This is a genomic window from Alteromonas hispanica (assembly GCF_010500915.1).
In the GTDB taxonomy this organism is placed as follows: domain Bacteria; phylum Pseudomonadota; class Gammaproteobacteria; order Enterobacterales; family Alteromonadaceae; genus Alteromonas; species Alteromonas hispanica.
The window spans coordinates 20933-42324 of sequence record NZ_JAAAWP010000011.1 but is presented as its reverse complement, the minus strand read 5'-3'; the positions used below and the strand labels follow the sequence as shown (position 1 = coordinate 42324).

15 protein-coding genes are annotated in these 21392 nt (G+C 44.4%); 7 read left to right on the top strand and 8 right to left on the bottom strand.

Annotated elements, in window-relative coordinates; translation table 11 throughout:
• Positions 1–228 precede the first annotated feature (228 nt).
• The 3 genes from ggt to glnK form a co-directional block, all read right to left on the bottom strand.
• The gene (ggt, locus tag GTW09_RS15080) at positions 229–1947 is read right to left on the bottom strand and encodes a gamma-glutamyltransferase (RefSeq protein WP_163112549.1); all 1719 of its coding nucleotides are present in this window, start codon (positions 1945–1947) and stop codon (positions 229–231) included.
• Between the two features lie 171 nt (positions 1948–2118).
• Positions 2119–3366, bottom strand: coding sequence for an ammonium transporter (locus GTW09_RS15075; RefSeq protein WP_071978436.1), 1248 nt, complete (start codon positions 3364–3366; stop codon positions 2119–2121).
• A gap of 32 nt (positions 3367–3398) precedes the next feature.
• On the bottom strand, positions 3399–3737 hold the full coding sequence (glnK, locus tag GTW09_RS15070; protein WP_071978435.1) for a P-II family nitrogen regulator: 339 nt from the start codon (positions 3735–3737) through the stop codon (positions 3399–3401).
• A 256-nt stretch (positions 3738–3993) separates the two neighbouring features.
• Between glnK and GTW09_RS15065 the strand changes: the two genes are divergently transcribed.
• The 3 genes from GTW09_RS15065 (at position 3994) to GTW09_RS15055 (ending at position 6557) form a co-directional block, all read left to right on the top strand.
• On the top strand, positions 3994–4827 hold the full coding sequence (locus tag GTW09_RS15065) for a hypothetical protein (protein ID WP_163112548.1): 834 nt from the start codon (positions 3994–3996) through the stop codon (positions 4825–4827).
• 113 nt (positions 4828–4940) lie between these two features.
• Positions 4941–5861 carry a DUF808 domain-containing protein gene (locus GTW09_RS15060; protein WP_071978433.1) on the top strand — a complete coding sequence of 307 codons (921 nt, stop codon included), beginning with the start codon at positions 4941–4943 and terminating at the stop codon, positions 5859–5861.
• A 411-nt stretch (positions 5862–6272) separates the two neighbouring features.
• Positions 6273–6557 carry a hypothetical protein gene (locus GTW09_RS15055; protein WP_071978432.1) on the top strand — a complete coding sequence of 95 codons (285 nt, stop codon included), beginning with the start codon at positions 6273–6275 and terminating at the stop codon, positions 6555–6557.
• Positions 6558–6795: 238 nt separating this feature from the next.
• Here GTW09_RS15055 and mrcB read toward each other — a convergent pair whose 3' ends face one another.
• Entirely contained in the window at positions 6796–9171 is a 2376-nt protein-coding gene (mrcB, locus tag GTW09_RS15050; protein WP_163112585.1) for a penicillin-binding protein 1B, read from the bottom strand.
• Between the two features lie 198 nt (positions 9172–9369).
• Here mrcB and GTW09_RS15045 point away from each other — a divergent pair, with 198 nt between their 5' ends.
• A complete protein-coding gene (locus GTW09_RS15045) occupies positions 9370–10659 on the top strand; it encodes a lytic murein transglycosylase (RefSeq protein ID WP_163112547.1) in 1290 nt (429 codons plus the stop codon).
• A 112-nt stretch (positions 10660–10771) separates the two neighbouring features.
• On the opposite strand, the gene GTW09_RS15040 is transcribed toward GTW09_RS15045, so the two are convergent.
• The 3 genes from GTW09_RS15040 to hrpB all read right to left on the bottom strand — a co-directional run bounded on the left by GTW09_RS15040 (position 10772) and on the right by hrpB (position 16388).
• Positions 10772–11914, bottom strand: coding sequence for an HDOD domain-containing protein (locus GTW09_RS15040; RefSeq protein WP_163112546.1), 1143 nt, complete (start codon positions 11912–11914; stop codon positions 10772–10774).
• Between the two features lie 9 nt (positions 11915–11923).
• Positions 11924–13183 carry an EAL domain-containing response regulator gene (locus GTW09_RS15035; RefSeq protein ID WP_163112545.1) on the bottom strand — a complete coding sequence of 420 codons (1260 nt, stop codon included), beginning with the start codon at positions 13181–13183 and terminating at the stop codon, positions 11924–11926.
• A gap of 508 nt (positions 13184–13691) precedes the next feature.
• Positions 13692–16388, bottom strand: coding sequence for an ATP-dependent helicase HrpB (hrpB, locus tag GTW09_RS15030; RefSeq protein ID WP_163112544.1), 2697 nt, complete (start codon positions 16386–16388; stop codon positions 13692–13694).
• A 306-nt stretch (positions 16389–16694) separates the two neighbouring features.
• Here hrpB and thpR point away from each other — a divergent pair, with 306 nt between their 5' ends.
• Positions 16695–17351: an RNA 2',3'-cyclic phosphodiesterase gene (gene thpR, locus GTW09_RS15025; RefSeq protein ID WP_163112543.1), complete on the top strand. Its 657-nt coding sequence runs from the start codon at positions 16695–16697 to the stop codon at positions 17349–17351.
• Between the two features lie 113 nt (positions 17352–17464).
• Positions 17465–18319 (top strand): formyltetrahydrofolate deformylase, encoded by an 855-nt coding sequence (purU, locus tag GTW09_RS15020; RefSeq protein WP_071978427.1) that lies wholly within the window; start codon positions 17465–17467, stop codon positions 18317–18319.
• 48 nt (positions 18320–18367) lie between these two features.
• On the opposite strand, the gene GTW09_RS15015 is transcribed toward purU, so the two are convergent.
• Positions 18368–18886 carry a YgjV family protein gene (locus GTW09_RS15015; RefSeq protein ID WP_163112542.1) on the bottom strand — a complete coding sequence of 173 codons (519 nt, stop codon included), beginning with the start codon at positions 18884–18886 and terminating at the stop codon, positions 18368–18370.
• Between the two features lie 284 nt (positions 18887–19170).
• On the opposite strand from GTW09_RS15015, the gene GTW09_RS15010 reads away from it, so the two are divergent.
• Entirely contained in the window at positions 19171–21369 is a 2199-nt protein-coding gene (locus tag GTW09_RS15010) for a M3 family metallopeptidase (protein ID WP_163112541.1), read from the top strand.
• Positions 21370–21392: the final 23 nt, after the last annotated feature.

The following is a 21392-nucleotide window of genomic DNA, read 5'->3' as shown; positions in this document are numbered from 1 at the left end:
TATCAGTCTTTTTAAAACTACTCACGGGTTATAACTAATCACGGGGTGATAGCAACATGCGTGCTCAACTGTGCTGACAGGTTCTCGGCTTTATTCACCGTTAAACACCGTTATTCATAAATAACCGGCAAAACACAGTAACGCCCTTCAAAAGCCTTTTACTGTGTATTGCGTTGCTGTGTATTGCGTATAAGTGGTTATGCTAATACGTACCGAATAATAGTGTGCTTAATAGCCAGCTGCTTGTCCATCTTTTCTGCTTTCAGAAGCACCAAAGTAAACGCCTTTTTTAGCGTCCCAGGCTATTGCTTGATAGCCACCAAATGCACCTACCACACGCTGCAATGTATGTCCTCTTTCCATAAGCTCTCGCTGAACCTCCTCGCTGAACCCCGATTCTAAGCTTACGTACCCCCCGTCTAGCATGAGCTCTCCAGTTGGGCTGCTTGAACCGCTATGAAGTATTCTTGGTGCGTCTCCGGCCTCTTGCAGGTTCATTCCAAAGTCGAGAACATTCACGATTATTTGGGCGTGCATTTGTGGCTGCGTTCCGCCTCCCATTACCCCAAAGCTCATGACTGGGCGACCATTACGCGTAACAAAAGCCGGGATAATAGTATGAAACGGACGTTTGCCCGGTCGATACTCATTGAAGTGACCCTCTTCCAAAGTGAACATTTCCCCTCGGTTTTGCAGCACAAAGCCCAACCCTGGAGGTGTCATTCCTGATCCCATGCCGCGATAGTTACTTTGTATTAGCGACACCATGTTGCCTTCTTTGTCTGCTACCGTTAAATATATGGTGTCGCCTTCATAAATCCCTGCATCGACGCGAGTGGCGGCTTTTTCCATATCAATGAGTGATTGGCGCTCTTTGGCGTACTCTTTAGATATCAACCAGTCTACAGGAATATCGTTAAAGTCTGGGTCGGCATAGAACTTGGCTCTATCTTCAAAAGCTAATTTCTTCGCCTCAACAAAGGTATGAATATAATCAGCTGAGTTGAACCCCATTCCTTCAATATCGAAGCGCTCTAGTACATTGAGTATTTGTAAAGCTGCAATGCCTTGACCATTAGGGGGCAGTTCCCAAACGTCGTAACCACGGTAATTAGCGGATACTGGCTCTACCCACTGTGATGTATGAGACGCTAAATCTTGATAAGAAAGAAACCCACCTTGGGCTTCCATATAAGCATCAATAGTGCGCGCTATATCCCCTTTGTAGAAGGCATCTCTGCCACCAGTAGCAATTTTCTCATAGGTAACAGCAAGCCCGGGATTTTTGAAAATATCGCCTTTTTGGGGTACTCGCCCATCAATTAAAAAAGTATCAGCAAAGCCATCATAATGACCAATTCTATCGGTGTTCATTTGCCAGTAATACGCAATGAGCTCTGAAACCGGAAAGCCATTTTTCGCATATTGAATGGCAGGAGTGAGAAGCTCAGACATGGACAACTTGCCAAACTTTTCATGAAGTTTAAACCACCCATCAACCGCTCCTGGCACTGATACGGGTAGCGGCCCAAACTTGGGAATTTTGTTAAAACCACGTTCTGCAAATACGGCTTTCGTCAGCGTGCGAGGTGAGCGCCCCGATGCATTGAGTCCAACCAGCTTTTTTTCGTTCGCATCCCACACAATAGCAAAAAGGTCGCCACCTATACCGCTGCCTGTAGGCTCAACAAGACCTAGCATGGCGTTGGCGGCAATAGCTGCATCAACCGCGCTTCCCCCTTTCTTCAACACATCTAATGCAACTTGCGTAGCAAGAGGCTGACTCGTGGCTGCCATACCGTTTTGCGCAATTACCTCAGACCGGCTCGCGAATGCTTTACCCGTTACTCTGTCATAAGCAAATGATGAAGATATACCGAAACAAACGCATAACGCTGTGATGAAAAGTGAAGTTACAGTCAGTAAACTCTTTATTTTTATTATCATAAAAGCCTCTTTTTAGTGAAAAGCGCTTTATTAGTGTAGCGCCTTACCTGCAATACGCATAGGCTTATTCTAGAACGAAAAAAGCCCCGCAATTGCGAGGCTTAAGAGATGTTATTCAGGCATTATTGTTGTTGCTTTATCGCCTACATCAATATGTAATTTGTTGTTAGCTTACGAGCGACCGCTGGTGAAGTCTGGATATGCTTCCAAACCACATTCGCTCATATCCACGCCGTCGAACTCTTCTTCTTCTGAAACTCGGATACCCATTGTCGCTTTCAGGGCTACCCAAACTACTAGGCTAGTTACAAATACCCATACAAAGATAGTTGCTGCACCAAGAAGCTGACCAGAGAAGCTTGAACCGTCGTTAGTGATTGGAACAAGTAGAAGACCAAGTAAACCAACAACACCGTGAACAGAGATAGCACCTACCGGATCATCAATTTTAAGCTTATCAAGACCCACGATGCTCAGTACGACTAGAATACCGCCAAGGCCGCCAAATAGTGTTGCTTCCAATGGAGTTGGGGTAGAAGGCTCTGCCGTAATCGCCACCAAACCTGCTAACGCACCGTTTAATGCCATTGTTAGATCTGCTTTACCAAACAAGATACGAGCTAAGATAAGCGCCGCAATAGTACCGCCCGCTGCAGCAGCGTTGGTGTTCATGAATACGATAGCAACAGAGTTTGCGCTTTCAACTGTCGCAGTAGCAAGTACAGAACCACCGTTGAAACCAAACCAGCCCATCCATAAAATGAACGTACCAAGCGTTGCTAGAGGTAGGTTAGCACCAGGAATCGCATTAACTTTGCCGTCAGCAGTGTATTTGCCTTTACGAGCGCCAAGAATTAACACACCAGCTAACGCCGCAGCTGCACCAGCCATGTGAACAATACCCGAACCTGCGAAGTCGGAGAAACCAAGGTCACCTAGCGTATACATACCAAATACTGCTTCACCGCCCCAAGTCCAAGCACCTTCCATTGGGTAAATGAAACCAGTCATAACCACAGTAAAAGCTAAGAACGCCCAAAGCTTCATACGTTCAGCAACTGCGCCAGATACGATAGACATTGCAGTAGCAACGAAAACAACCTGGAAGAAGAAGTCTGCAGAAGGCGCATAGGTAGCAGGATCTTCCGCAACGTCTGTTGCGCCGTCACCTAAAATGCCACTTAAGAAAGGACCCCATTCGCCACCACCATACATAATGCCGTATCCGCAAATCATGTACATTGTGCATGCAATAGCAAACAAAGAGATATTTTTAGTTAGAATTTCAGTGGTATTTTTAGCTCGAACCAAACCGGCCTCAAGCATGGCAAAACCTGCCGCCATCCACATTACCAGCGCGCCGCAAATTAAGAAGTAAAAGGTATCTAGCGCATACCCAAGTTCAAAAGTGATTTCCATTATGGTTTTCTCCGCAAATATATCGTTATGGCTTACAGCGCGTCGGTGTCCGACTCACCAGTTCGAATACGAACGGCATGTTCAAGGTCGTATACAAACACCTTGCCGTCACCAATTTTGCCCGTCTTGGCAGCGCTAACAATGGCTTCAACCAAACGCTCTACCTGATCATCTTGGACCGCAATTTCTAATTTAACCTTGGGTAGAAAATCTACTTGGTATTCCGCTCCGCGGTAGAGTTCTGTATGTCCCTTTTGACGTCCAAAGCCTTTTACTTCGGTCACGGTTAGACCGTCGATCCCGATTTCTGAAATGGCTTCACGAACATCATCTAGCTTAAATGGCTTGATGATAGCAGTGACTAATTTCATGTGATGCTCCCAGTTTATTGTGATTATTCTGCAAAAATTGCGTACTTACAGGAATGTATACCAAGAGGTATGCCATAAATAATTATGCATATAAATCAGATAGATAATCATAATGAGAGAGTGAAAAGACAAAAACAATGCACCAAGATGGTGCGGAAGAAATCTTATGCCCAAAAATGACGCGAACAAAGTTCACATAAAACAGGGGGGTAACTCAATATGCCGCGGAACTATCATTTGAAAGGTAGGTCTGTAAATGACGATGACAATGAACTACACCTCGATTTTTGCGCCTGAGCGCCTAATTCAAGACCATGCACGCAAACAGCACTTCGCATGGCGTGGTCTATTGATATCTTTATGTGTTCATATAGGTGGCGTAGTGATTATCATCTTGTTAAGCCAACACGGCATTGAAAAAAAGAAAGCGACCATAGCTAACTCCCCCTCAACAGCCACAATAAAGGCCGTACTTTTTAGACCATCGCCCAGTGTAGATAGAACGCAACCCATTAATAATATTGAAAGTAAAGAGGACTCTGGGAATATTGGAAGTGAGGATAGAAGCGTATTGACCTCACCGGCTGAGCAAGAACCCGCTAGCACTGAAAGACAAATAGAAAAGGTGACACCCAAGCCACCTGCACAATCGCCATCTTTAGATATACAAACAAGCCAAAATCCTCCTGTCGCACCGGAGGTTCCTATTAAAAAATTGATACAAAAACAGCAGGCAAATCGTCAGGCGGGTCGTTTAAAGGTGTCTAGCGCCCAAGCAGCAGCGGAATATCTAGATAATTATAACAAAGCGCGTATTGGCGAAGAATCTGCTAATGCGGCCTCGTCTTATGCAACGAAAAAAAGAAGCCCCGATATTTTCGACCTTCGAAAAGGCGAAGATAGAGATGAAAAATTATACAATCAGCGTCCAGAAAAAATCGTAAACTGTACTGGCACTACCAATAAAATCCTTACGACATTGAGTGGATTAGCTGGCGGCACGATGAAATGCTCTAATAGAAGTGGTCATCAGCGCTTTATCGAAGCCCGAATAAATAAGACACCTGAAGGTGATGAGCAAACAAATTAGGGCGCATTGACGTTTGCCCTCCTTTTGTAAACAACGCTACGGAATTGTTGTGTTGCCAAGCATTGGCGTAACGACGTATTCTGACTACATAATAATTTAATAAGGAATAATCTGTGGCTGGAGCTAATTTACTTGCCTTACTTGACGATATTGCCACCTTAATGGACGACATTGCCACCATGTCAAAAGTGGCGGCACAAAAAACCGCTGGCGTTTTGGGTGACGATTTGGCGGTTAATGCAGACCAAGTACAAGGAATTAAAGCAGACAGAGAATTACCCGTTGTGTGGGCGGTAGCAAAAGGCTCGTTGTTAAATAAAGCGATATTAGTGCCTGCAGCCCTAGCAATTAGCGCCTTTGTACCGTCACTCATTACCTTACTATTAGTGCTAGGCGGGCTTTACTTATGCTTTGAGGGAGCTGAAAAACTGCTGCATAAATACCTACCACACGGTGATGAGACGCAAGAGCGAGAGGCACGAATCGATGCCATTGCTCACGAAGACGTTGATATGGTGGCTTTCGAGCAAAAAAAGATAAAAGGCGCTATACGAACAGACTTTATTTTATCAGCCGAAATTATTGTTATTGCTTTAGGCACAGTAAGCGAAGCGCCTTTGACCACACAGGTTGGTGTATTGGTCGCACTGAGTTTGGCTATAACATTAGGCGTATATGGTTTAGTAGCCGGCCTTGTAAAGATGGATGACGTTGGACTTTACATGCTCCGTAAGTCATTAACAGGAAGCATGAATACTTTGCAACGCATTATCGGACGAGCCTTACTTGTTGCGGCTCCCGCCATCATGAAAACATTGGCAGTGGTAGGTACTATTGCAATGTTTTTAGTAGGCGGGGGTATCCTAACGCACAGTATTGGCGTTTTACACCACGTTACGGCATGGGCAACCCAATTAGTGCCTAGCGCAGACTTCGCGATGTCTATTTTAGCCGATGGCGTTGTAGGCATGTTAGCAGGAGCGGTTGTTGTTTTAGCAGTGACATTGATATCGCGCTTGCGCTCAGCTTCCTAATCAAAAACTAATCAGCATCAAATTAGAGCGCGCTTTTCAAACGACGTGCTCTCTTATCTCTTCTACTTCGTTTTTGGTGAAGGTCACAAAAGCCATCTTTCAACTCTTTAAAACCATCCTCACTCACAAGTTGGTTAATTTAACCAACCAACTTTCAAAACCACTAAATTTTAGTTTCACACATTCTACTCTCTACAACCGCTTTTTATCCTAAAAAAATAAATCATTATAAATCAATATTTTAAACACAAAACAAAAAGTGGCACAACACTCGCAAAGAAAGAGATATCGAAAGATACAAATAAAAATAGTTACTTGATAACGACCTAAAACTTTAGGGTCGAGAAAATCGAAAGCTGCCAGGCAGTATATTTTAGTGCAGTGTTCAACTCTAATTAAAAGGAAAAAGTTATGTTTACCCGTAAAAATCTTTTCACTGCATTAATATTAACATCTGGCGTACTAAGTGCTTCTGCAATGGCCAACGACAATGTTGCTGGGTTGCAATCACAAACCGATTATTTAGTGGCCAGCGCCATTGAGGAAGTAAGACAAGAAACTTCAATAAATATTGCCTATGACGTTATCACAGCTAGTCATACATTTGAGCCTGATGCGAACGAAGCAACTACACTACTGGCAGATATTACAATAACGCCTATCTCACCTGAAACGACCGATGATAACGACGCGTAAGGAGAGAGTTATGATTACTGGCAGTACATTATTTATGCTTGTACTCGGTCCTTTTATTGCTTTTGCCGTGAGTGCTATTGCGTTTTCAACAGCACGCATATTTTTCCAGAAAGGCCATTAAACAGTTTTGTTCCCCTAGCCTACCCTGCCTCCTTGGGCCCTAGCTCTGGTGGAAGAGAGTACGCAACCTGCATATTGATATGTTTGCGTTGTTAGCTCTCTTCTTACTGGAGCATTTTTATCCGAAGATCCGCTCCCACCAGCTCTTCTTTTTATTCTTTTCATCACTGCCAACAGGTCGCCCTGAGCAATCTTGCTCGGGAGTAGGTAACACATCTAGAATTGCTGGCACGCTTAGACTGCCTGCACACCCAGCCACAACTACTGCACCGGTTTTAGCATCAAAGTGTGCAATACCTAAACCTTTTGGAAAACGCCTAGATAACGACTTTGGCGCCTGTGACTTCATATAATTTATAAAAACGGGAAGCGCACCTCCAGCACCGGTTAAGTTAACCGTTTTATTATCATCGTTACCTACCCACACAGTGACGACATGGTTCCTATCGAACCCGCTAAACCAACTATCTCGATAATCGTCAGTCGTCCCGGTTTTGCCCGCCATATTAATTTTACCAAATGTAGCACCTATACGCTTTGCGGTGCCTTCGGTGGTCACCTTGTAAAGTGCATAGTTCAATAGGTAAGTTGCTGCTTCATCTACACGCTGAGAGAAAAACTCCGCTTTTCTCCATAGCAACGCGTTTTCGGCAGTCACTACCGATGTAACTGTGTGTAGAGGAATGTAGCGACCATCATTAGACAGGGTCTGGTACATCTGATTGGTGGCAAATGGTGTGAGCTCAAACGCTCCGAGCGTCATTGAAGGCACCTCATCTAACGGCGATTTCACACCAAGGCGTTCAATGGTATCAGCGAGAGTATCTAGCCCTACCTGCATACCTAAATTTACTGTTGGAATGTTGAGTGATTCGGTTAACCCCTGCAATAGAGGCACTTGCCCTCTAAACTCTTTGTCATAATTTTTTGGAGACCACGGCTTGCCGTTTTTGCTCTCAAGGGTAATTGGCTTATCTTCTAGGGGTGTGGCCAAATTAAACTGCGTTGGATCTTCTAGAGCCGACAAATAAACCGCGGGTTTCACAAGTGAGCCAATAGGACGTCGAGCGTCTAATGCGCGGTTGAACCCGTTATAGGAAACATTTCGATCTCCCACAATCGCTCTTACCTCACCACTTGCGCTATCGGTAATAACCATTGCGCCTTGTAGTGTCGCTTTTCTATCTTTTTGCAGGCTGTCTAATGTGCTGGACATTGCGCGTTCAGCTCGGCGCTGGGCAACAATATCGAGTGTGGTAAATACCTTTACACCAGAGTCTCTCAAGCTAGGCTCGGCCAATATTTCGTCAAGCTCTCTGCGAACTTGCTCCATAAACGCGGGGTGCTTACCGCTGGCTAAGCTTGCTCCACTTGCCAATCCAAGCGGCGTATTAATATAACGCTCATACTCTTCTCTGCCGATCTCGTTCTCATCAAACAACACACGAAGCACTAAGTCTCGTCGTTCTTTTGCCCGTTCAGCGTATTTACGAGGGTTGTAGTAAGAAGGACCTTTGATGATAGCAACTAGGGTGGCGATTTCTGGCACGCTTAGCTCGTTAGCGGGTCTGTCAAAGTAAAAATAACTGGCAAGCCCGAAACCGTGCACCGCCATGTCGCCGTTCTGAGCTAGAAAGACCTCATTTAGGTATGCCTCTATGATTTCTGATTTACTGTATCTGGCATCGATAATCACCGCCATAATGGCTTCTTTCGCTTTTCTCACCAACGAGCGTTCTCGAGTAAGAAACATATTTTTCACTAGCTGCTGAGTAAGCGTGCTGCCACCTTGAACAGTTCTACCTGCGGCAATATTAGCCAATAACGCCCGTATAATTGATAAGGGTGCGACGCCGTGGTGGTTATAGAAGTTTCGGTCTTCAACAAGGGTAAGCGCTTTGGGAAGTAGCTCAGGAATGGTATCTAATGACACTAACATACGATCTTCTCTCGAGCCGCTTGTCATTCTTGTCACCAGCCAAGGTTCTAATCTCACAGAGCCAAACTCGCGCTCTTGAGTCTTGTCGTAAATTTCTGACACTCTCGCGCCGTTCCAGCTTACCACCAAATGACGAAGAGGCTCTGCACCCTCTGGAAATTGAAATGCTCGGCGCTGAACTGTTAGCACTCGATTTTGATAGCTAAATTCTCCGCTATCATTCGCAAAGGCTACTCTGCGATAACCCAGCAAGTTTAGTTCATCAATAACTTCCTGTGGAGTAATTTCCTCGCCTTTACTCAGGCGCAATGGACGGGCAAATATTTGAGCTGGGACCTCCCACTTATTACCAGAAAAGCCCTTTTTTATCTGAGCGTCGAGATAAAACGCATAGGCCGCGAATACAACAAGCCCAACAAGTGACAGGCGCCAAAAAGCGCTGAAAAGCCATCGACGCTTGCCATTTTTCTCGTTATTTGATGCACTACGACTCGATTTGCCTTTACTGGTTGTCTTGCTTGCTGCTGAGGTATTCTTCGATTGTCTTTTTGCCACGATAAAGCGCCGTAAAATAGTAAGTGCTTTCACTTACCGGTCCTTAAATTTATGGAGTGAACATTACCACCGCACCCGCTGCGCAACAACTGCTAAACACAAGGTCTTCAGTTTAAACAAAACTGCCATATGGAATTTTGCTCGCACTTTGCAGTCACTATGCGATAGCATGCAAACAAGTATCAAAGGAAATTTACTATGCGCTTAGTTTCACTATTCTCTGCCACCGCCTCTTCAAAAGCGGAGGTTTTCAAATCACGTTTGTCTGTACCCGTGTTTTCCCGTGCTTTTTCTGCAATTTCGCTAGCCGTTCTGTTTTCAAGCTTTTCTGCATCGTATGTCAGTGCAAACGATGACTTTGCCACCTGCACCTCGGCTCTTGAGCAAAAAGCGCAGCAACAAGGAGTAAGTCAGCAAACCATTGATGCTATTTTTCCATCTCTCATTCATCAAGATAACGTAATAAAATACGACAGAAGCCAACCTGAGTTTGTGCAAACATTTCCAGGCTACTTCAGTAAACGTGTTACTGAATGGCGCACCAACAAAGGTAAGGAAATGTATGCAAAACACAAAACGTTATTGCAAAAGCTCAATGACAAATACGGTGTACCTCCTCACTATTTGCTAGCCTTTTGGGGCTTAGAAACAAACTTTGGAAACTACAAAGGCAAAATGCCGGTGCTCGACTCACTTGCCACTCTTGCCTGTGACAAGCGCCGCAGTAGTTATTTCACGCAAGAGTTTTTAGTGGCTGTTAAGCTCTTTGAGAGAGAAAAGCTAAATCGTGAAGAAATGGTAGGCTCGTGGGCAGGGGCTATGGGGCACACTCAATTTATGCCATCGGCTTATACCCATTACGCTATTGACGGCGACGGCGATGGGCAAATTAACCTTTGGGCCAGTGAGGAAGACGCACTATCCTCCGCCGCCAACTTCCTTTCCAACTTAGGTTGGGAGGCAGGGTTCAGATGGGGGCGTGAAGTACAGCTACCCAATGACTTTAATTACCAACTTTCGGGCTACAAAAACCGCCAGTCTCTCAGTGAATGGAATGACATTGGCATAAAGCGCACCGATGGCAGCGAGCTTGGTAACGCTGACACGTCTGCTTATGTGATTGTGCCAGCCGGTCATCAAGGGCCCGCATTTATTGCTTATAAAAATTTCAGAGTGATCATGCGCTGGAATAACTCAGAGTTTTATGCCATTTCTGTTGGTGTACTGGCAGATAAAATATCCGGAGCGTCTGGTATTCAAGCACCTCTTCCAGATCTTCCAGCGTATAGCCGAAAAGACATCATTGCTCTGCAAGGAAAGCTAAACACATTAGGGTTTGACGTTGGTAAGCCCGATGGAATTATTGGGCCTGCCACACGTGAAGGGATCCGCAATTACCAGCTCGCCAATAAGATGATTGCCGATGGTTTTCCTGGGCTTGATGTGATGAATGCATTAGATATTTCGCTAGAAAAACGCTCTTCATAATGACAAAGCCGCGCCTTCGCTTACTAGAACGCGCGGCTATTATCTTTGATGCGGGTTTTGTATAGCGCTTAATGGAATTGTGTAAAAAGTTTAGAAATCACTTGGCCTTGCCTTAAGAGCTTTCTTGAAAAGCGCTTATTGCATCTCGCCATTGTGCTACGAAAGCGTAATCATCGGCGCCTCTATCATCATTACTCGGCAAATCGGCAAGGTTATTTTCGATGGGCTCATGAGCTAAACGGCGTGCTAAATAAAATACCTCAGAAAAGTGACCCGAACACTTCACCTCACTAGAGGCTTGAAAAATATCTTCAACTAAGCGCTCTTCAATTCCCCACAATGTCAGTAAATAGTAGGTAATAAGCGCACTTAGAGGTTGCGACGCTTGCTGCAAGTCCTCGTTGTAGACAGTGTCGGGCGAACCAATTAAATAGAGTTCACCAATACAAGCGAGCATACACATTGAAAACGCATATTCGGCTTGCTCGCTTGGAAACTCTCTTAACCGCATTAACCTGCTAGCGATAAATGCTGAGGCAAAAGCGTGCTCAACAATGTCGCGAAATCGCGAATCGTTGACATCGTATGTTTCACCCAGACTTGAAGCAATAGCAATAGATTTTATCGTATTTAAGCCAACTCGCTTTACCGCCTTATCAATAGACGACACTTGAGTGCGAAAGCCTAAAAATGGTGAGTTAGCAGCCTGCAAAACTACCGCTACTAACGTAGGGTCTGTTTCTACTACCTTGGCGACGTCGCTAAGTTCAACGTTTTGATTTTTGAACAATTCATCTAGTTTTTGGCAGGTTTCGTTTAGTACTGGAAGATGTTCCAACCTACCGAGCGCTCTTCTTATATCGGTGTCTAGGGGAAGCGCCTTAAGACGAATAACCCTGTTAAACACGTTATTAATATCATCATGCTCGAAAGGTTTTGAGATATAGATATGTACATTTGAGGCAACAATCTCTTTTATATCAATGCGAGTGTCGCCAGTCATTAACAGCCTAATCGCCTCCGGATTATGCATTCTACATTCAAGCAACACATCATCGCCACGCGTTCCAGGCATGAGTCTATCGCACATGACCAAATCTGGTTGAATGACACCACTTTTAAGATCGCTAAGCGCCTCCTGCCCAGACTCATAAAGATGGACCGTCCATAATGGCGCTATCCTTCTTAGCGCCCTTTTTAACGATTTTAAAATCAATTGTTCATCATCAACAATGAGAACCTGATTATTCGACATCCCTTCTCCTCATACTTTATAAGGTTGTTGAGCTAATGCCTTCAACAACTGGTCTTCCGTTAACGGCTTACTATAATGATAGCCTTGTAATTCCTCGCAGCCCATGTTCTTTAAACATAGCGCATGCTGGGCAATTTCAATACCTTCGGCCACTACTTTCATGCCAATAGACTGGGCCATTGCCACAACATTTTTCACCACGTTGTAGCTTTTTTCCTCACTATCAACACCTTGAATTAAGCTTCGATCTAGTTTTACCACGTGAGCCGGCAATTTTAACAGGTAGTTTATCGCGGTATGGCCTGTGCCAAAATCATCAATAGCCACTTCAATACCCAAATCAGACAGCTTGGTTAGCTGTTTACAGCAATCTTCAAAGTCATCAATAGCTGCCGATTCTGTAATTTCAATACAGGTGTACTCGGGAATTAAATCGCCACTGCTGATGAGGGCTTTCACTTTTTCGACGAAACAGCCGTCGCGTAGTTGTTTTGGCGACACATTGAAAGCCAACCTAAAACCTTTAGACAACGTAAACGAGCGCCATCTCATTTGGAAACGTGCGGTCTCATTAAGTACCCACTCTCCGATATCGTTAATGAATGAGCCCTCTTCAGCAATGGGAATAAAAACATCAGGTGGTATAACTCCGGCAATGGGGCTATTCCAACGCAACAAGCTCTCCAAACCAACAATGCGACCGGTTTTCGCGCATACTTTAGGCTGGTAGACTAAACTAAATTCATTGTCAAAATCAGCTGACTTGAGGTGCTGCAGTACGTCATGAGATTGCGCTATGTTGCTCCCGGAATATTCGCCTACCGGTGGAGGCATTTTTCCTGAAGATTCATTAGCAAGTATTTGGCTTAATAAATGGGCTTTATCTCGTTTTCGCACACCAGCGTTTACCTCTTCAACAATACGCTTGTTGTCCCAGGGTTTACGCAAAAAACGTTCGGCAATATCATCGTTCATACACTCGATAACGTCATCGGTGTCAGCATCGCCACTTAAAATAAAGTTACATGAAAAAGGTTGGAAACGACGAGCCTCTCGTAAAAAAGTAACTCCGTTCATTATTGGCATTCGATAATCGGCAATGATCACATCAAACGATTGATTTTTTACAACTTCAAGAGCTTCTGCAGGGCAAGACGCTTTAACTACGTGATAGTCTTCGTAAAGAAGCACGCGCCCTAATGCTTTTAGTACACTTGCCTCGTCATCAACGAGCAGTACCTTAGATTGTTGCTGCTGCTTTAACATCATCGTTTACTCGTTACTTATAAACTGCTCACTACATAAGAACGCCGCTTATTCAAAAAACTCTCCAGCAGATTAGCTGCAAAATAGAATATGAGTGCGAACATCGTGTGCCCGATTTTACTAATATAAAAGAGGCTTAGAACTAATCCCTTAGTACTTTCTTCCGCGCTAGCATAAAGCCCTTTTTATGGGCAAGTCACATATTAGATACGTATAAAAACACCACAACTTTTGCAAATGCCAGCAAAAACTAGCTAAGCGTATATTTTACCAGCTAATTAGAAATAGGCACCAACAAAAAGTTAAAGCACTTGCGACAATAGCGACATGGCATGAAATTTTTGCTCGAAAAATGGCTTTTTTTTGAAATTTTCCCTTCTCTAACGCGACAATTCTGCACTCAAACCGTCAAAACGTCATATATAAAGCATTACTTATAAACAACCAAGTAGAGTTCAGACAAAGTAAAGTATGCATTAAAATACTTAAACCGTTCTTTTTAACCACATTGTCACATTCGCTTTTTAGTCTTATTTGTTGGTTTAGCGATAGCAGGGTCGTCGGGCCAAAAGTGCTTTGGATATCGCCCTTTCATTTCCTTCTGTATCTCTTTGTAACTGCCCTGCCAAAATGTATTTAAATCACTGGTTGTTTGCAGCGGCCGGCCGGCGGGAGAGAGAAGTTCGCAGATCACAATAACCTTGCCACCAGCAATGACGATAGGAACTGATTGGGAGTACATTTCTGTGAGCTTTACGGATAAGACAACATCTCCATTTTCTCTGTAATCTAATTTACCCTCTCGCTGGGTTGGAAGCGTTACCGATGTCGGTAACATTTGCTCTAGCGCATGCTGTTGCGACCAAGTGAGGCCGTTGCTCAATGCAGTCTTCCAGGAAAGGCGTTGTAATGCTTTTAATGAAGTGCAGTTCGCAAGTTGCTCTGAAAGCCACTGCCTCGCATGCTGCACAAGGTCATTGAGTGATTTTGGCCAAGTAGCATCACTGTCAAACCCTTGCTGTAAAGGCAGGTTGTGCTTCGCAGCTAGTTTTACCCGCCGCCACCACTGCCAATCAGAATCGGACAGTGGCCACTCTTTCAGCGGTATCGCTTCCAAATAGTTCAACCATGCCTCGACAGTGGATTGCTGCCAGTAAGATTTGTTTTTTCCCCGTTCCTCTTTCGAGACAGGTTTACTCTCAAGATCTATTGCATAAAAACCGGTAATAGTTCTTGCCTCCACGTCACCGGTTGCCTGATTAAGCCGAACTTGTTTTTTCTCATTAAAAGCGTTGGGAAAGATAGCGCGCAAAGAGCTATTGGAAACAGGCTGGGCTAGACGAATTTTTATTGTATTGTCGATATGCTGTCCGTGCAAAACTGCTAGCCATTGATACGGCGATGCGGCTGTTAAGCTGTCAATAGTGGCTCCCTTTCCACTTGCTAACTTGTAATCTGCAGATACAGTATTGCTATGAGGCCCTCGTTTATGCCTTTTCTGCTGAAGCGATTTTATATCTTGCGTGCCCCCTGTGCGCAGATATGCAACCTGTAACGGAAAGGCAATGGCAATACATAATCCAATAGCGTCATCATCAAGCATTGAAAGTGAGAGCCCGTTTTTTTCTAGGCCAACAAAGCGTTCAAACCGGCTTGCAAGCTTTAGAAGCTGCGCCCTATCTTTTGCACTCAACCCGCGAAGCGTGTCTCCTACCAATGGGCTATTTTGCCCCTGATTACGTTGGCCTAGTTCGGTGCTTTCGCTTAGTGCCACAATAAAGGGCGCTGCTTGCCTCATGGCGTTTTGCATGGCTTGACTTATTGAGGCTTCACCAAAAGCACTACCTCCCCGCTTACAGGTTAAGAGCAAATTTGCTAAATGAGGCTGACAAGGAAGCTCGGCTATTGATTTACCATAATTGGTTATTACTCCGTTTTGGTCAACACATCCTAGCCGCTGCAACTTTTTAAGTGCTACAGATTCTTGAGTAGCACTAGGCGGCGTTAACAGCGCCAGCTCGCTTGGCCTGCTTCCCCACGCGTAAGTATCGAGCAACAAACCAGTAATATCTTCTTTTTCAATTTGCGCAGCACTGTGTTTGGCGAGACGTTCAAAGCTCTCTTTACTGCAAAGCCTGTAGCATACTCCTTCGCTTACCCTACCCGCTCTTCCCGTTCGCTGCACTGCAGATGCTTGAGAAATACGCTGCATAATAAGTTGTGTCATATCGCTAGAGGGGTGATATTGAGCGCTATTTTCCCACAAACTGTCTATTACCACGGTAACCCCTTCAATAGTTAGGCTGGTTTCAGCGATATTAGTGGCTAATATAATTTTTCGACGACCGTGCTCATCAGGAAATATAGCGCGCTCTTGGGCAGCTTTGCTCAGTGCACCATAAAGAGGTAAAACCACCGCGTTGTCATGGCGGCTCATGATGTCGATATCGCGCTCAACTGCATTAATAACACCGCGACTTGGCAAAAACGCCAATATATCTCCATGATGGCGTGACACCGCATTTTTTATGGCAAAAACAGTATTGCTAACAATATCTTTCGCTAGCGTGTCCTTACCATAAAACACTTCCACAGGATACGCGCGACCTTCTGTACTCAAGTGACTAACCGTGATTGGACTGTGCTCTTCAAGAAGCTGGTTTAACGGCTCAAGTTGAAGAGTTGCTGACATCACCACAAGTCGCAGGTCTTCACGAAGTCCTGCCTGCACTTCTAAGGCTAAAGCCAGCCCGAAGTCACTATGGATACTTCGTTCGTGAAACTCATCGAATATGATAACTGCAACACCCTGTAACTCTGGGTCTTGTTGAATCATGCGAGTTAACACGCCCTCGGTGATTAACTCTATGCGAGTTTGTTGACTCACCTTAGTTTCACCACGAATACGATAACCTATGGTTTGTCCTACCGGCTCACCAAGCTGCTTTGCCAAAAAACCGGCAAGGTTTCTCACCACTACTCGCCGCGGCTGCATAAGCAACACCTTGCCTTTCAACTCGCTGGATAACAGCGCCAAAGGCAATATTGTCGATTTACCAGCCCCCGGTGGAGCACCTATAACGATGTTATTTTTTTGAATATCTCGGCATAATGATTCTACAAGAGAAAAGGCGGGTAAATGTGCAAGGTTGTTTGCCACTGCCTTTGACGAATGATTTGACAAACTGTCTGATGAATTGAAATGCATAACGCCTAGTAACGAAGAACAAGCTGATATCGGCAATGTACCTTAAATATGCACCGCAAGTGTACCCATAGGCATGACTAATTGGGCTTTTCTACAGATTTTCTTAAGTTGCTCATTTCTATCGCAGTTTTTCCAATGGTTTGTGCCGATTAGCCTAGCTAGGTTACGCCAACATGTATTGCTGTCTTTGCTATTTTGTAAACCTTTGCCGTTATCAATTGGTAATTATAAAGGTACAACTAGGGCGACAGGACAGATATCGGCAGCATGTATTAATGATGAGGACCAACAGATGAGGACCAACATATGCGATGCTTCATAGGTTTAGATTTAAGTGCAACACAAAAGTTAGCATTAGAAAGTTGGCAGCAAAAGGCGATGCCAGAAGTGATGCCTCGCCAAAGAGTGAAAAGTAAAGAAAGTACTTTTACTGGTAAAAAGCGTGATAAAAAAGCCAAAGGAAACTTTGTCGCTAACGAGCCAGCTGCACCTTACGCTGTTCCAGCGGCAAACTATCATATGACATTGTGCTTTTTAGGCAGCATTTCGCACCGACAACATGAGTCACTGTTAGCTGAGTTAGATGCACTCTCTGAAGAACCTTTTACATTTACCCTCGATAGCGTTGGTGTATGGAATGGCCCTAAAATACTTTTTGCTTCGCCAACCTCCCCTCCCAAGCCACTCATGACTTTAGCGAAACAAGTTCGCAAATGTGCGAGACGTTCTGCAATAGAAATAGACAGTAAAGAATATAAACCTCACGTTACTATGGTACGAAAAGCGACATCTGCTATGCCGCTTCCGCTTTTTTCGCCAAACATTGATGTTCAGGTTGACGCATTTCACTTGTTTGAGTCGGTTTCAACACCACAGGGAGTCACCTATCCTATTCGCCATTCTTGGTCACTGGAATACAGTATGTCTGTTAGAGAAAAGCTCAGAAGAGGGATCACCGAGTAGGGTATTCATTATTATAGTCAAGGCTTACCAGACCATTGGTGCGCTAATTTCTTTACATCACTATCGTTGACAGGTAAAAAGGGGTCAACCTTTATCGAAGTCTCCTTTTATCAATGCAACAAACTTATAAATTAGTCATAGATTGTCCAGATCAGGTTGGTCTTGTAGCCAGTGTTTCTCAGTTCTTAGCAGACCATAACGCCACTATAGTAGAGGCAAGTCATCATACCGATCTGCAAACAGGCCGCTTCTTCATGCGCCATGAAATTGGTGCCAGTACGCTTACGCTGAATGCCGAAAGTTTTGTGAAAGAATTTACTCCTCTTGCCAACGAATATCAGATGAATTGGAAGTTTACTGATTCATCGAAAAAGCAACGAGTTGCGCTTCTGGCAAGCTTAGAGTCCCATTGTTTAGTCGATATTCTTCACCGTTGGCACACGGGTGAATTGTACTGTGACATCCCCGTCATTATTGGAAACCACCCGCAAATGAAACAATTTGCTGACTGGTATAAAGTCCCTTTCCACTGGGTAGACTTTAAAGCCTTGGGAAAAGAAGCCGCATTTGCTCAAATTAAAACGTTACTGCAAGAATACAAAATTGACCTAACTGTTCTTGCACGTTTTATGCAAATACTCCCCGATACGCTGTGCCAAGAGTTGCAGGGCAAAGCAATTAATATTCACCATAGTTTCTTACCAAGCTTTGCCGGCGCGAAGCCATATCAACAGGCCTACGACCGTGGCGTAAAATTAATTGGTGCAACCTGTCACTACGTTACTAAAGACTTAGACGAAGGCCCTATTATTGAGCAAAGTGTGAAGCGAATTAGCCACAGTGATAATGCAGCAGATATGGTGCGCAAAGGTAAAGATTGTGAAGTTACCGCTCTTGCTCACGGTGTGCGTTACCACTTAGAAGACCGTGTCATTATTCACAGAAACAAAACCGTGGTATTTGCGTAAACGTTCATTTTAAAGGAGGCAATCTAGCCTCCTTTAACTATGCTTTTGTTACACCGGACTCACACGCATTGCGCGTCTGAGTTTCATGTAATACCACAGGTTGGATAACGCAAATAGCGCTTCTGTAATAGCCAGTCCCCAGGTACCCGTTACTATGCCGTACAGAGTAAAGTTTAACGACCCCACTATCATGCAAATTCTTAACCCCGCCTCTTTGCAGTGAAGCTCACCGAAACGATACGCCATAAACGTAAATACAGGCATGGTTTCAATAAATGACGTTTTCCCCGTTAGGTTGTTCACCGTTAACACAAGGCACATCATAGATATCAGCGTTATATAAGTGGCAATAGGTGACAGCAGTTTCTGTTTTATTAGACGATAGCTGGTACTTAATCCCGCCACCGTAATAACGATTGCTCCTCCCCACGCTTGCTCAAATACCAGTAATGAACCAATGGCCACACAAAGGCCCAGATTCAACAGCAGCAACTTACGTTCTGTGTTGGACCAAAACGAGGCAACGGCAAACGCAACCGGAAAAGCATGTAACAAAAGTTCAAACATCGCGCTTCACTCATAAAAATAAGAAGAAAAAAGGTTTTTAACGGCAGAGATTTTTACCGGCGCAGTGTAATTTTTAGCATTCAAAATGCCAATCAAAAATTAATCAATTTCGACGAATTACATACGCCTTCGCCGTGCTGCGAATTTGCCGTTTAAACCGCGACAGGCCTACGAATTACGGTAAAGAGCATTTATCTTATATTTGCATTGCCTTACTATGGGGCTACGTCGAAGTCATATAGCAATACGACGATATAAAAACATAACAAATGACAGGAAGTATCATGGGAAAATTTAAAGCCTCACTTACCGCTATGGCTGTTGTTGTAGCATTAAGTGCATGTTCAGAACAAAAAGTAGCCGAAACATCAGTAGCGCCAGTGCCAGAAACAAGCACTGCAGACGCATCAGGTACAGCACAATTCGATAATGTCTTATTACAAGAATTCAAAGGCCCCTACGGCGGCGTACCGGCATTCGATAAAATGTCGCTGGAAGATTTGAAGCCTGCGCTTGAAAAAGCTATGGAGTTAAACCTAAAAGAGATTGATGCCATTGCCAATAACGAGGCGCCACCAACGTTTGAAAACGTAATCGTTGCTATGGAGCGCGCTGGTGATGAACTAGGCCGGGTATTTACCTATTACGGCATTTGGAGTTCAAATAAATCTAGCCCTGAGTTTCGTGCAATTCAGGCAGAGATGTCTCCAAAACTTTCTGCTTTTTCGACAAAAATCACGCAAAACGAAAAACTGTTTGCCCGTGTAAAAGCAGTTTACGAATCTGATGAGTTAAACACGCTTACGCCTGAAGAACAGCGTATTGCTTGGATGACATATAACCGTTTTGCCCGCAATGGCGCAACGCTAGATGGTGAAGCGAAGAAACGCTATGCCGAGATTAATCAAGAGCTTGCTACCCTGCATACCAAGTTTTCTAATAACGTACTTGCGGACGAAGAAAATTACGTAACTTACATTACAGAAGACCAGCTCGACGGTCTTCCATCCTCGTTTGTTACTGCAGCGAAAGCGGCGGCTGAATCTCGTGGTGAAGAAGGCAAATATGCCATCACTAACACACGTTCTTCTATGGACCCGTTTTTAACGTATTCAACAAACCGTGACCTGCGCGAGAAAGTATGGCGTACCTATTATAATCGTGGCGACAATGCAGACAGCTTTGATAATAACGAAATTATCAAACGCATTCTGACCTTGCGAGATGAGCGTGTTGAACTGTTAGGTTACGAAAACTATGCTCAATGGCGCTTAGAAGATCGTATGGCAAAAAACCCCGAGAACGCCATGGACCTTATGATGAAAGTATGGCCAGCAGCCATTGCTAGGGTTGAAGAAGAAGTCGCCGATATGCAGGCCATTGCCAACAAAGAAGGCGCAGATATTACGATTGAGCCTTGGGATTACCGCTTCTATGCTGAAAAAGTGCGCCAGGCGAAATATGACTTAGACTCAAATGAAGTAAAACAATATCTACAGCTTGATAAACTTCGTGAGGCTATGTTTTACGTAGCGGGTCGCCTTTTCAATTTTAACTTCACTCCTGTTGAGGAAGGAAAGGTACCAGTATTCCACGAAGACGTAAAAGTGTGGGAAGTCACCGATAAAGACACCGGTGAACACATTGGTTTGTGGTATCTAGACCCCTTCTCTCGTCAAGGTAAGCGCTCGGGCGCATGGGCAACAACCTACCGCTCATACACAACATTCGATGGTAAGAAGACCGTTCTTTCTTCAAACAACTCTAACTTCGTAAAGGGTGCTGAAGGCGAAGCTACACTCATTTCTTTCGATGACGCTGAAACGTACTTCCACGAGTTCGGTCATGCCCTTCACTTCTTATCGGCAGACGTGAAGTATCCATCGTCACACTCTGGCGTTAGAGACTACACAGAGTTTCAGTCGCAACTTCTTGAGCGTTGGTTAACCACAGACGAAGTGATCAATAACTACCTTGTACATCATGAAACTGGTGAGCCTATCCCTGCTGAACTTGTTGAAAAGATCAAGAAAGCATCTACGTTCAACGAAGGCTTCAAAACCACTGAGTATATGGCTTCTGCTATCATGGATCTGAAGTATCATACAACTGACCCAAGCAAGATTGAGCCAGATGCATTTGAAAGCGAAGAGCTGAAGAAAATAGATATGCCTGAGGAAATAGTGATGCGTCACCGTTCTCCACACTTTGGGCATGTTTTCTCGGGCGAAGGTTATGCTGCTGCATATTATGGCTACATGTGGGCAGAAGTGCTGACAGCAGATGCAGCAGAAGCCTTTATGGAAGCGCCGGGCGGTTTCTACGATAAAGAAGTAGGTGAGCGTTTAGTGAAATACTTATTCTCTGTACGCAATGCCATGGATCCAGGTGAGGCCTACCGCAAATTCCGTGGAAGAGACGCTAAAGTTGACGCACTAATGCGCGACAGAGGTTTTCCAATTCCATCAGACAGCGACCAGTAAACAACCTGTTTACAAAGGTCACA

Coding starts and splice junctions, on each gene's coding strand:
- ggt (WP_163112549.1), bottom strand. CDS start 1,947: ATGATAATAAAAATAAAGAGTTTACTGACTGTAACTTCACTTTTCATC.
- GTW09_RS15075 (WP_071978436.1), bottom strand. CDS start 3,366: ATGGAAATCACTTTTGAACTTGGGTATGCGCTAGATACCTTTTACTTC.
- glnK (WP_071978435.1), bottom strand. CDS start 3,737: ATGAAATTAGTCACTGCTATCATCAAGCCATTTAAGCTAGATGATGTT.
- GTW09_RS15065 (WP_163112548.1), top strand. CDS start 3,994: ATGACGATGACAATGAACTACACCTCGATTTTTGCGCCTGAGCGCCTA.
- GTW09_RS15055 (WP_071978432.1), top strand. CDS start 6,273: ATGTTTACCCGTAAAAATCTTTTCACTGCATTAATATTAACATCTGGC.
- GTW09_RS15045 (WP_163112547.1), top strand. CDS start 9,370: ATGCGCTTAGTTTCACTATTCTCTGCCACCGCCTCTTCAAAAGCGGAG.
- GTW09_RS15040 (WP_163112546.1), bottom strand. CDS start 11,914: ATGTCGAATAATCAGGTTCTCATTGTTGATGATGAACAATTGATTTTA.
- GTW09_RS15035 (WP_163112545.1), bottom strand. CDS start 13,183: ATGATGTTAAAGCAGCAGCAACAATCTAAGGTACTGCTCGTTGATGAC.
- hrpB (WP_163112544.1), bottom strand. CDS start 16,388: ATGCATTTCAATTCATCAGACAGTTTGTCAAATCATTCGTCAAAGGCA.
- thpR (WP_163112543.1), top strand. CDS start 16,695: ATGCGATGCTTCATAGGTTTAGATTTAAGTGCAACACAAAAGTTAGCA.
- purU (WP_071978427.1), top strand. CDS start 17,465: ATGCAACAAACTTATAAATTAGTCATAGATTGTCCAGATCAGGTTGGT.
- GTW09_RS15015 (WP_163112542.1), bottom strand. CDS start 18,886: ATGTTTGAACTTTTGTTACATGCTTTTCCGGTTGCGTTTGCCGTTGCC.
- GTW09_RS15010 (WP_163112541.1), top strand. CDS start 19,171: ATGGGAAAATTTAAAGCCTCACTTACCGCTATGGCTGTTGTTGTAGCA.